This window comes from Rhodoferax sp. BAB1 (assembly GCF_013334205.1).
GTDB lineage: Bacteria > Pseudomonadota > Gammaproteobacteria > Burkholderiales > Burkholderiaceae_C > Hylemonella.
Genome location: NZ_CP054424.1, coordinates 2,463,453 through 2,475,287, shown reverse-complemented (window position 1 = coordinate 2,475,287; position 11,835 = coordinate 2,463,453). Strand labels below are relative to the sequence as shown.

Sequence of the window (11,835 nt, the reverse complement as noted above, 5' to 3'; positions counted from 1 at the left end):
CTGGGGCCGCCCCCATTATTGGTGAAATGACCGTGGTCGCACAATGGCTATCACGCCAGCCCTGCCCACCTTTGCCTTAAACGCCCGCCCGCCATGTCACAAAACCAACTCGACAAGAAATCACAAGCCTGGTCGGCGCTGTTCTCCGAGCCCATGAGCGATCTGGTCAAGCGTTACACGGCCAGCGTCTTTTTCGACAAACGCCTGTGGCATGCCGACATCACGGGCAGCCTGGCGCACGCCGAGATGCTGGCCGCCCAGGGCATCATCGGCGCGGCCGACCTGGCCGCCATCCGCGACGGCATGGCCCAGATCGTGGCCGAGATCGAGACCGGCAAGTTCGAGTGGAAGCTGGACCTGGAAGACGTGCACCTCAACATCGAGGCGCGCCTGACCCAGCTGGTCGGCGACGCCGGCAAGCGCCTGCACACCGGCCGCAGCCGCAATGACCAGGTGGCCACCGACGTGCGCCTGTGGCTGCGCACCGAGATCGACCTCATCAGCGACCTGCTGACCGACCTGCAGAAAGCCCTGGTCACGGTGGCCGGGCAGAACGTGGACGTCATCCTGCCCGGTTTCACCCACCTGCAGGTGGCCCAGCCCGTGAGCTTTGGCCACCACATGCTGGCCTATGTGGAAATGTTCGCGCGCGACGCCGAGCGCATGGCCGACGTGCGCCGCCGCGTCAATCGCCTGCCCCTCGGGGCAGCCGCCCTGGCGGGAACGAGCTACCCGCTGGACCGCGAGCGCGTGGCCCGCACCCTGGGCATGGTGGATGAGAACGGTGATGCCTGCGTCTGCCAGAACAGCCTGGACGCGGTGAGCGACCGCGACTTCGCCATCGAATTCACGGCCGCGGCCTCGCTGGTCATGGTGCACATCAGCCGCCTGAGCGAAGAACTGATCCTCTGGATGAGCCAGAACTTCGGTTTCATCAAAATCGCAGACCGCTTCACCACCGGCAGTTCCATCATGCCGCAGAAGAAGAACCCGGACGTGCCCGAACTCGCGCGCGGCAAGACCGGCCGTGTGGTCGGCCACCTCATGGGTCTGATCACCCTGATGAAGGGCCAGCCCCTGGCCTACAACAAGGACAACCAGGAAGACAAGGAGCCGCTGTTCGACACGGTGGACACCCTGAAGGACACGCTGCGCATTTTCACCGAGATGGTGGGTGGCCAGCTCAATCCAGAAACCGGCCAGCTCGAAGGCGGCATCACCGTCAACGCCCCCGCCATGGAACAGGCCGCCCTCAAGGGCTACGCCACCGCCACCGACCTGGCCGACTACCTGGTCAAAAAGGGCCTGCCCTTCCGTGACGCGCACGAGACCGTGGCCCACGCCGTGAAGGCCGCCATCAGCCACGCCTGCGACCTGTCCGAACTGCCGCTCACCGTGCTGCAGCAGTTCAACAAGAACATCGAGAAGGACGTCTACGACGTGCTCTCGCTGCGCGGCTCGCTCAACGCGCGCCACACCCTGGGCGGCACCGCGCCGGTCCAGGTCAAGGCGCAGATCGAGCGCCACCAGGCCCGCCTGGCGGCCCTCTGAACCCCGAAAGAGCCACGATGTCTGCCACCCATACCCTGAGCTGGACCGAAGAACTGGTGCTCGGTGACGCGCGCACCGACCACACCCACCAGGAGTTCATAGCCCTGGTGAACGCGACCACGGCCGCCCCCCTGGAGCGCAAGCTCGCCGTCTACCAGGAACTGCTGGCGCACACCGTCGAGCACTTCGCCCAGGAAGAGCGCTGGATGCTCGCCTGCGGCATCCAGCCCGACTTTTGCCACTTCGGCCAGCACGCCAGCGTGTTGCAGGTGATGCAGGAAGTCGAGCGCCGCGCACTGAATGGCGAAATGGAATACATCGGCAGCATGATCGAGGCCCTGGTCGAGTGGTTTCCCTCGCATGCCAACAGCATGGACGCCGGCCTGGTGAGCTACCTGCAGGAAAAGGGCTACGACACCACGACCGAGACTTTCAGGGACGGCGCGCCCGCCGCGACGCAAGCAGCTGTGCCGTCCTGCGGGCATGAACCCGGCCAGGCCTGCGCCTGATGCAGCTCCAGGGCATTTCAGGATCCTCAGCGAGATGCCCATGAAACAGCCCATCCGACGCATCGCCATCAGCACCGGGGGCGGTGACGCCCCGGGCCTGAACGCCGTCATCAGTTCCGTGGTCTGGGCCGCGGCCAACCGCGGCTGGGAGTGCGTGGGCATACGCGACGGATTCAACGGCATCCTGGCGCCGCAGCACTACGCCCAGGGCGGCGTGGAGCTGCTCACCCGCGACCGGGTGCGCGGCATTGCCCATCTGGGCGGCACCATCCTGGGCACCACCAACAAGGGCGACCCTTTCCACTTCCCCGTGCGCCAGGCCGACGGCAGCGTGGTCGAGGTGGACCGCTCCGGCGAGATCCTGGACTATTTTCAACGCGAGGGCATCGACGCCCTGGTCATCGCGGGCGGCGACGGCACGCTGACCATCGGCCACGAGCTGCACCGGCGTGGTCTGCGCGTGGTGGGTGTGCCCAAGACCATCGACAACGACCTGGACAAGACGCACACCACCTTCGGTTTCGACACCGCGGTGTCCTTTGCCACCGAGTGCCTGGACCGCCTGCACAGCACGGCCGAGAGCCACCAGCGCGTGATGGTGGTGGAGGTGATGGGGCGCTACGCGGGCTGGATTGCCCTGCACGCGGGCATCTCGGGCGGCGCGCATGCCATCCTGATGCCCGAGATCCCGTACGACATCGAGAAGGTGGCGGCCGCCATCCGCGAGCGCGAGGCCCACGGCCGCCTCTACTCGCTGGTGGTGGTGGCCGAAGGCGCGCAAGCCCGCAAGGGCCAGCGTGCCCTGCTGGCCGCGGCCGAGGCGGGCCACGCCGAGCGCCTGGGCGGCATCGGCGAGCAGGTGGCCAGAGAACTGGCGCAGCGCACGGGCAAGGACGCACGCGTGGTGGTGCTGGGGCACCTGCTGCGCGGTGGCAGCCCCACCACCTTCGACCGGCTGGCGGCCAAGCGTTTCGGCACGGCGGCCGTGCGTGCGCTGGACGAGGGGCACTCGGGTGTGATGGTGGCGCTGTCCCATCCCAACGTCATCTACGTGCCGCTGACCGAGGTGGCCGGCCGCATGAAGGCCGTGCCGCTGGATGGCGACACCGTACAGACCGCGCGCGACCTGGGCATCTGCCTTGGCGACTGATGGTGTGCAAGGTTTCCCGTTCGGGCTGAACCTGTCGAAGCCTGGGAGAGCCCTTCGACAAGCTCAGGGCGAACGGTCATAGACTCAACGCATTGACAAGTACCATAACCACAAATTTTCCGGAGAGATCAACATGCCCGTCATCACCAACATCGAAGACCTGCGGGTCCTGGCCCAGAAGCGCGTGCCGCGCATGTTCTACGACTACGCCGACAGCGGCTCCTGGACCGAGAGCACCTACCGCGCCAACGAGAGCGATTTCCAGAAGATCAAGCTGCGCCAGCGCGTGGCCGTCAACATGGACAACCGCAGCACGGCGGTGAAGATGATCGGCATGGACTTCAAGATGCCGGTGGCCATCGCCCCCGTGGGCCTGACGGGCATGCAGCACGCCGACGGCGAGATCCACGCGGCGCGCGCGGCCGAGAAGTTCGGCATCCCCTTCACGCTCTCGACCATGAGCATCTGCTCCATCGAGGACATCGCGGAAAACACGAGTGCGCCCTTCTGGTTCCAGCTTTACATGATGCGCGACCGCGAGGCCATGGCCCGCATGATCCAGCGCGCCAAGGACGCCAAGTGCAGCGCGCTGGTGCTGACGCTGGACCTGCAGGTGATCGGCCAGCGCCACAAGGACCTGAAAAACGGCCTGACCGCACCGCCTAAGCCCACCCTGGCCAACATCCTCAACCTGATGACCAAACCGCGCTGGTGCCTGGGCATGGCCGGTACGCGCCGCCACACCTTCCGCAACCTGGTGGGGCATGTGAAGGGCGTGAGCGACATGCGCTCGCTCGCGGCCTGGACCAACGAGCAGTTTGACCCGCGCCTGTCCTGGCCCGATGTGGCCTGGGTCAAGGAGCAGTGGGGCGGCAAGCTCATCCTCAAGGGCATCCAGGACGTGGAAGATGCCAAGCTGGCCGTGGCCAGCGGCGCCGATGCCATCGTGGTCAGCAACCACGGCGGCCGCCAGCTCGATGGCGCGCAAAGCAGCATCGAGGCCCTGCCGGCCATCGTGGCCGAGGTGGGCAGCCAGATCGAGGTCTGGATGGACGGCGGCATCCGCTCCGGCCAGGACGTGCTCAAGGCCTGGGCTCTGGGCGCGAAAGGCACCATGATCGGCCGCGCCATGGCCTACGGCCTGGGCGCCATGGGCGAGGCCGGCGTCAGCAAGGCGCTGCAGATCATCCACAAGGAACTGGACATCACCATGGCCTTCTGCGGCCACACCGATCTCAACAAGGTGGACCGCAGCATCCTGCTGCCGGGGACCTACCCGACGGCCTGAGTGGCCTGCACGTCCAGGTGGTACAGGCCCCAGGGGCACTGGGCGTAGCGCTCGGCCAACGGCCGGGCCATCACATCCGCATGCCGGTCGGTGTCGAACACGGCCCACAGCGGGCCCAGGCCGCCCAGCGGCAGGGGCTGGCCGTCCAGGTGGGTGGCCACGATGAAGCGGTAACGGCGCACCTGGGCCAGCGTCAGCGTGACGCTGTAGCCGTCGATGGCGCGCAGCACGAGCCTGAGGGTGGGGTCCATCCGGGTGCCGGTGGCCTCCACCACCTGGCCCAACAGCGGCCCGCGCAGGGTGTGGACCCTGGCGTCGTACTCCAGGGTCGGGCGGATGGTCACGGCCGGCAGTGCGCGCAGGGCTTCGAAGTCGAAGGTGTGGGCCCGGTCGAAGGCCAGCTGCTGCTTGACCATCATCTGGTCCAGGGCCAGGTCCAGCGGGCCGCGGTTGCCGCGGCCGATGGCGCCCGTCACCGTCAACAGGGTGGGGCCGCGCTGGCCGGCAGACGCCGCGAAGGCGGTCGCGGACAGTGTGCTGGCACCCAGGGCCGTGGCAAGGAAATGGCGTTTTTGCATGGGGTCTCCGCAGCGGGTGCAGCCTGCATTCTGCATCGGGTGCCGAGGTGCCGTGCCGGGCGGCAGCACGCTATGCTTGCCGGGTGATGGCTCCCTCTTCCGCCGCTCCGCAGCCGATGCGCCGCATCGCGCACCTCGACATGGATGCGTTCTACGCCTCGGTTGAACTGCTGCGTTACCCGCAGCTGCAGGGCCTGCCGGTGGTCATCGGCGGCGCGCGGCGCCGGCCCGACGATGCGCTGCTGCTGAAACATGCCGATCTGCCCTTGTCGGAGATCCCGGTGGCGGAATTTCCCCTGCTCAAGGACTACACCGGCCGCGGTGTCATCACCACCGCCACCTATGCGGCGCGCCAGTACGGCGTGGGCTCGGCCATGGGCCTGATGAAGGCTGCGAAGTTATGCCCGCAGGCCATCCTGCTGCCGGTGGACTTCGACGAATACCGCAAGTACTCACGCCGTTTCAAGGAGCTCATCACCGAGATCGCGCCGGTGATGGAGGACCGCGGTGTGGACGAGGTCCAATGAGTCATCAAATCCCACATTTGTATTTAATCATCAGATACCTCGAAAAACGGTAGAGTGATGACCTTGCATGTGGTGCAGGTTTGTATCCTATCGACAATGCATTGTGCTGATGAGTGACTATCTATTTTGAGTATTTCAAATGAGACTCGTTGAAGCAAACGGACGCTCGCTTGTACTGACCCACGCTGGAGAACTCCATGGTCCATTCACTCTATTCATCAACTTAAAGTACGACAACCCCAACACCCGGACGGCTGTCACCGGGGGTCTAAGGCTGCTGCAAGCTTTTGTACAAGCTTTCAGAGTGACTCTGCCCCACCGAGCACTTGAAGGGCACTGTCTTCACTCGCAGGAGGTGGGGTGGCTGGCGAACTTGGCGTATCGACCGATGGAGGAGATCGAGTCAATGACTCCGCAAATGCTCTCTCGTTTGGCCAAGACCGAAGTTGTTGCTCACAGAGACCGACCCGGGGCGGTGACGCGCGCTACTGCCAGTGCACGACTGGTGCAGATCGCGACCTTCCTCGACTGGTACTTTGTGGCTGTCCTAGATCCACGCATCCGATCTGCCCAAACACGCCGCGAGTTGAAGGACAGGTACGCAGCCTCCATCAATGACTTGAAAAGCAAAATCAAGGGATCCGGAAGCAAGCACCCGACGCAGGTGAGATCCCTTCCGACGATGCGTTTTAAGCAACTGATGACTGCTGCCTATTCAAACCCAGAAGCAATCTTCGGTCGTGGTAAGGGCGCCAGTTCCACCATGAAGCGAAATCGGGCAGTGTTCTTGCTCGCCTGTGAAGGTCTGCGACCGGGAGCGATTGGGAACCTTCAGTTGGAGGACTTCAAGGGCCGCTACCTTGAGATTAAGGACAACATTGCCAGGAGAGACGAGGCACCTACCTCAGGAACGCCTGTGCAAAAAGGAGCCCGGTCCAACTCTGTCAATTACAACTCTCAGTACACCATAACGCTGTGGCCTTGGACATCGGAGGCAATATCGGACTACATCCGTTCAGAGCGAGCCGAATTGCTGGCACGCCGGCTAAAAAACCAATCCAAGGGCTTCCTATTTCTTGAGGTGCTGGGGGCCGGTCCGATCCGAAACAGGAAAACCATCAGCCTCGTCTTCAATGAGGCGGAGGTAAGGATGCAAGAACAGGGCATGCTGACAAGGGAGTCCGGAGATGCATATGTGAAAGCCGAAGAATATGAGCTAGTGGCCTACACATTGCGGCACTCAGCCGCCACACTCTATGTCGCAGAAAAAGGCGGCAGTGACCAAACCAAGAGTGAAATGAAAGATCGCTTCGGCTGGACCAACAACAGCGCTATGCCGGATTTGTATGCGCGCCGGGCAGCCTTCGACGCGGCAGCCATTGACATCGCTGATTGGTGGGAAAGCATGAGAGCCGAACGTCTCAAATTGCAGCGAAAGGCGGATACGTGAACACGGCTGCAGCAAATAGCACTGGGGACCAATTCCGCACTGAGGATGAGTTGCTGTGGACTATGACCCGCGTGGTGAGTGATGGCAGGGACCAGAGTTCAGAAGAATTCAGCTTCGATCTCACCATGCTTGCCAAGGGATATTCTCGGCCCTTCCTTATTGCAGTGAAGACAGCATTGATCAACAGCCGTAACCGTGTATCGATTAAAACGATATTTAACGAGTACTCCCGCATAAGGACCATTCTGCTCAAGTGCCAGGATGCCGGGATAACGACTGCCGTTGTTGAGCAAATCGACCTCGCGTACCTTGCTGCGCTTGAGAGCCTCAAGCAGGAACAATCCCAATCAAATCTGCAGGGCTTCAAGCGCTTCTTTCAGGCGAACCGAGGCAATGAGTCGATCTTCGAATCAGCCTTGCGGCCAGAAGACTTTCCTCTCTTGGTCTCGGCGAGGGGTGAGCGAGGCGAGGCGATCAAGCGGATTTTGTCGCAAGCATTGAGTCGTGCTGCGGTAGCCCAGACCCTTACTGCAGTTGAAAATGCATATGAGGCCGGGGAAGTCGAAATTGGGATTTACGCGTTTGCGATGCTCGCTTTCCAAGTCTTCTTCCGGCCGGAGACTTACCGCAAGCTGAGGCTCATGGATCTAACCCGAGATGAAAACAAGGTGACCGGCCAGTTGACCTGGTTCCTCGACATGCTGCCCGTCAAAACTCGGGTAGACAGCCCGTACCGTCTCGCCATCAAAATCACCGCCGATCTCGGCGAGATTCTTCAACTTCAGAGAGAGCACGTCGTTCAGCGATACGGCCACTTGGTTGACGAAGCCGACCTCAGCAAACTAGCACTCTTTCCAGCAAGACGACTGAAAGCCGACGGAACATGGCACCATGACCACGCGAATGCGAATCATGGAATGTCTGGGAGCTCCGGGTCCTTCAGAGTAAGCTACTTAAACCCCATCGCTACGCTTGGTCGCCGCAGCCTAAGTTTCAACGCACTGCGGCACACTGTAGGAACCCAGCTCGCGCTCTCTGGGCTCTCTGCATCAAGTATCGCTGTAGTTTTAAGACACGCTACAGATGCCGCATGCCAGCGATACGTCGATCTCTTTTTTCAAGGGGTTCTCGACCGAATTAGCGACGCAATTCAACCGGCATTCGATCAGCACTTTCCTGTCTACAAAGACGTAATGGCGCGGGCGATCAGCAGGCACGACCAGATCGCGAAGGACAATCCCATTGTCAGTGAAGACCTTGCCACAGGACGCCGTGAGGTGACTGCGGCGTGCGGTAGGCAAAGCTTGTGCGGGTACGCGCCACTTGCCTGCTACGACTGCAACAAGTTCCGGCCGTGCTGGGATGCCGACCACACGATCAACCTGGATCTGGTAAATCGGGAGATCGCCGATTTCGAGGGGCAGGGGCTCGCCCTGCAACACGAGGTTCAAAAGTACAAGCAACTTAGAAATGCGATCCGCGTGGTGATCAGTATTTGCCAGTTGAAGAATCCGGCTGCCGGGCTAGGAGAAAGTTCTTGAATGCAAGGCAAGACGTTTTCGTCGAACTGGACATCGCGCAGCGCGGCTCGGCGCAGAAAGCCTGGCTTGAGGACTGCAGGACACGCATGAATGCGCGCTGGCCAGAAATCGACTTCGACTCGGACCACTGGCCTCTTTGGACCCGCTACAAAACAAAGCTCCTGGACGTTAGCTTCGCCCCAGCCCTCGCCGACTTTGAAGGCAAGGATCCTGCCTATGCACTGGCGCTCAAATGCATCATGGCTGAGATCGCCCTGAAGGGTGAAATCAAGGACCCATACGGCCAGTTACCTGGATGGCGGCTCCTGTCCCAAATCGACGCGCCGCTGTACCAACTCAGGCGGGTGCATCTGACCGAGCTTGAAGACGTCGTGGTTGAACGAGCCAAAGCATCACCAGGCACTGCAGGCGGGCTGTACGGGAACCTTTTGGCCCTTCGTGCTCAAATCGATCTGGTTGGTGCTGCTGGCGTCACAGACCGGTTGGCATGGAACATTGCGCCGCAGACCAAATCGCAGCTTTGGGCACTCAGCAAGAGCACAAGTAGGAACTTCAGGGCCAAGAAAGTGGCAATCCTGGAGCGGCAAATTGAAGCCCTGTCAGATGCGCAGACGGCTATGTTTCGAGGCGATGACCGGCTGTCTGCTTATGACCGTGTAGCCTTGGCGGTGATGGGACTCAATATGTGCTGTCCCAACCGGGTGAACGAGCCGCTCTGCATGGCAGCGGACGATCGCTTCACTTTGGAGGATTACATGATGCGCACATCTGAACCTGATGTTGGCAGTGATGGTCAATCCTTGGAGCGGGTGCATCAGATGCTGCTGGTCAAAGGATCCAAAGGGGCGGCGTGGGGCGGGAAACCGATCCTCAATTTCATGATCGCCTTCGCCGACTTGTGTATCGACGTCATTAGGCAGCACGGCGAACGTTCCCGAATGCTGGTGAACTGGTACTCGGAGCGCCCTGACGTTCTGTACCTGCCCGCTGAGCTTGAGCATCTGCGAGGAACCGATATCAATAAGAAAGCGCTTTGGAAGATCACGAACTTGGAAAGCCAAGAACCGACTGCAAAAAAAGAATCTAATGTGAAACCGATTTGGGAAGAGCTGCGCCGAAAGGGCTTCATAAAGAAGACAACTAACTCCGGGACTCACAGGTACGCTGGCGCAAAGTACACAAGAGAATCAATCCTGGCAGTTGGATGGTCCGACCTAGAGCCTGTCTTGTTGGCAAGGGTGAAGCAGGCGATGGAGGACCTTCGGAGAGTGACGCGTGGCAATCACTACCAGGGGCGTTTGTCTAACATGCTGATGCTGTTTGACAGCGCGCAAACGCCCTACCTACCTGGTTCTATTAAATACAACTCGCTAGTCCTTCGCTTGCGGCAGACCGAAAATGACAGAAAGCCATCTTCAGGTAAACAATACCGGAGTGACTGGAAGAAAGAGCCAACACTGTTTGAAAAGCTGGATATCAAGATGGTGGTGGACGGGGTCGTAGAGACGGCATACATAAACACCCATGATCCGCGGCGGTGGTTAACTTCACAGGCGCTTGATTCAGGCTTACCGGATGTGCTTGCGAACAAGTGGGCCAACCGCCTCAGCATCAATCAGCTCAAAGCCTACGACTTGAGAGGCGCTGAGCACAAGGCCGATCAGGCCGCCATGCCGGACGTCAAGGAGTTGTGGGACATGACTCAGGGCCTGCAAAGGCTCGGGGCAATTGAAAATGAGTACGGGCTAAAAACACAGATTGTGGCGCTTGGTGAAGCGAACATCGCTGTCACGAGCATGAACGACATCATGCAGGCAACCGAAGACCGGCCCGTTGCACGTACAGCGAATCAGATCATCGTCCTTTACCCGCAGCGCTACGGGGTCTGCCTTCATCAGCACCACGAACGACCGTGCCGGTCTTACAAATGCGCGCCGTGTAATGAAGGTTTGGTAGTGAAGGGCCATCTGCCGACCAATGAAAGAGTCAAGAAGGATGCCGATCTTGTGTTCCGCAGTATTGTGAACCAGTTGGAGGCACTGCTGATTGCTCGTCATCGGCAATTGGCTGACAATCCTGAGACACTAGACGGACACATCTTGACTCTCGTGCGCGAAGGCTTAAACCCTGAGCAGATGGCCAAGGAGCTGATCGCGAGATTCCATGAAATCAATGATCAGATCAAGGACCGATCTTTCGCCAACAAGCTAGGTGAAGCGTTCGCACTTACTGGTTTCGCTGAACAGCTGAATAAGGAGAGCAATCGTTCGGGTGCCCTGATTAAGTACCACAACCCCTCGTACCACGGTGCCCCCGGACACGAGCGAGCGTTAGAGGCGAGGCTCGGTGGCAGGGCCGGGGTGAAGGAAAGTATTCAAGCTTTCGAGCTGAAGTATCCGCAGTTTGTGCAAACGGAGTTAGGTAAGCAGGACCAGCGTGACCTGTTGGAAGTGGACGGAGACGATGACCACGAGGCCGGCAATGAATAGTACGAATGCGCCCAAGGGCGTCCGGAAGGGTGGGCGCAAGGAAACTCTGACGCTTGAAGTCGCCAAGAAAATTGTGGAGATGGTGCGGCTGCTGCCCGACGCCGAAGTACCTGTTACATGGAAGAACATCGAGGCGCACGTCAAGAAGAAGTTCCGAATTGCGCCCAAGCGCAATGCCCTATCGACCAAGGCATGGGGCGGACGGAGGCTGATCCGGGAGGCGTACGAGGAGGCGTGCGAGGTAGAAAGGCGCATGCAGCGCCAGTCTTCGTCAAAATACGCAGACAGTTCTCGCGCAGTTTTAAGAGCGCGCATCATGGAGCTAGAGGCCAAAATCCTCAGTCTTCAAACTGAATTGAATGCGACTCGTGAGCGTCAATACGATGAATTGAGTGTGCTTTGGACACGCAATACGCCGCTGAGTAGGCTACTTGATGACACAATAGAAAAATAATAGGCGTAGCCGACGCTCGATCTCCTCGGCGCGCGGAAGTTGCATTGCGCTCGATTGGCTACGCCATTTTTCGCAGAAATACCTCGGCATTTTCTTGCGGTACAGTGTAAACATGTCGAAATGACATGGCACTGTGGATAAAACCCCCAAGTTCTGACCACAAGCTTTGCTGACTAATCTAGTTTGAACTGAAGTAGGGCTAGGCAGACGCCCCCGTCGCAGTATTCGGCCATTTCTTTCCCCTTGTATATAAGGGGTCTCATTCAGCCTCCGAAAAGGTGCCGGCGAGTCGCGCGAA

At 60.3% G+C, this 11,835-nt stretch carries 9 protein-coding genes and 1 pseudogene; 9 read left to right on the top strand and 1 reads right to left on the bottom strand.

The features are described 5' to 3' along the window. Nucleotides 1-93: 93 nt before the first annotated feature. The 4 genes from argH (at nucleotide 94) to HTY51_RS11830 (ending at nucleotide 4,498) form a co-directional block, all read left to right on the top strand. Nucleotides 94-1,551 carry an argininosuccinate lyase gene (argH, locus tag HTY51_RS11845; protein WP_174252922.1) on the top strand — a complete coding sequence of 486 codons (1,458 nt, stop codon included), beginning with the start codon at nucleotides 94-96 and terminating at the stop codon, nucleotides 1,549-1,551. A 17-nt stretch (nucleotides 1,552-1,568) separates the two neighbouring features. Further along, complete coding sequence (locus HTY51_RS11840; protein WP_174252921.1) at nucleotides 1,569-2,060, top strand: hemerythrin domain-containing protein; 492 nt, start codon at nucleotides 1,569-1,571, stop codon at nucleotides 2,058-2,060. Nucleotides 2,061-2,100: 40 nt separating this feature from the next. Further along, on the top strand, nucleotides 2,101-3,210 hold the full coding sequence (locus HTY51_RS11835; protein WP_174252920.1) for a 6-phosphofructokinase: 1,110 nt from the start codon (nucleotides 2,101-2,103) through the stop codon (nucleotides 3,208-3,210). A 133-nt stretch (nucleotides 3,211-3,343) separates the two neighbouring features. Beyond that, nucleotides 3,344-4,498, top strand: coding sequence for an alpha-hydroxy acid oxidase (locus tag HTY51_RS11830; protein ID WP_174252919.1), 1,155 nt, complete (start codon nucleotides 3,344-3,346; stop codon nucleotides 4,496-4,498). Here the strand turns inward: HTY51_RS11830 and HTY51_RS11825 are convergent. Further along, nucleotides 4,483-5,076 (bottom strand): molybdopterin-dependent oxidoreductase, encoded by a 594-nt coding sequence (locus tag HTY51_RS11825; protein WP_174252918.1) that lies wholly within the window; start codon nucleotides 5,074-5,076, stop codon nucleotides 4,483-4,485. The genes HTY51_RS11830 and HTY51_RS11825 overlap by 16 nt on opposite strands. An 86-nt stretch (nucleotides 5,077-5,162) precedes the next feature. Here HTY51_RS11825 and HTY51_RS11820 point away from each other — a divergent pair. The 5 genes and pseudogenes from HTY51_RS11820 to HTY51_RS11800 form a co-directional block, all read left to right on the top strand. Further along, nucleotides 5,163-5,597: pseudogene (locus HTY51_RS11820) on the top strand (DNA polymerase IV); the annotation flags it as partial. A 145-nt stretch (nucleotides 5,598-5,742) separates the two neighbouring features. After that, nucleotides 5,743-7,053, top strand: coding sequence for a site-specific integrase (locus HTY51_RS11815; RefSeq protein WP_174252917.1), 1,311 nt, complete (start codon nucleotides 5,743-5,745; stop codon nucleotides 7,051-7,053). Then, the gene (locus HTY51_RS11810) at nucleotides 7,050-8,594 is read left to right on the top strand and encodes a site-specific integrase (RefSeq protein WP_174252916.1); all 1,545 of its coding nucleotides are present in this window, start codon (nucleotides 7,050-7,052) and stop codon (nucleotides 8,592-8,594) included. The genes HTY51_RS11815 and HTY51_RS11810 overlap by 4 nt, the downstream gene beginning before the upstream one ends. Next, on the top strand, nucleotides 8,591-11,083 hold the full coding sequence (locus HTY51_RS11805) for a hypothetical protein (protein WP_174252915.1): 2,493 nt from the start codon (nucleotides 8,591-8,593) through the stop codon (nucleotides 11,081-11,083). Before HTY51_RS11810 ends, HTY51_RS11805 begins: the two co-directional genes overlap by 4 nt. Then, nucleotides 11,076-11,537, top strand: a complete 462-nt coding sequence (locus tag HTY51_RS11800; RefSeq protein ID WP_174252914.1) for a hypothetical protein — start codon at nucleotides 11,076-11,078, stop codon at nucleotides 11,535-11,537. The genes HTY51_RS11805 and HTY51_RS11800 overlap by 8 nt, the downstream gene beginning before the upstream one ends. Nucleotides 11,538-11,835 lie beyond the last annotated feature (298 nt).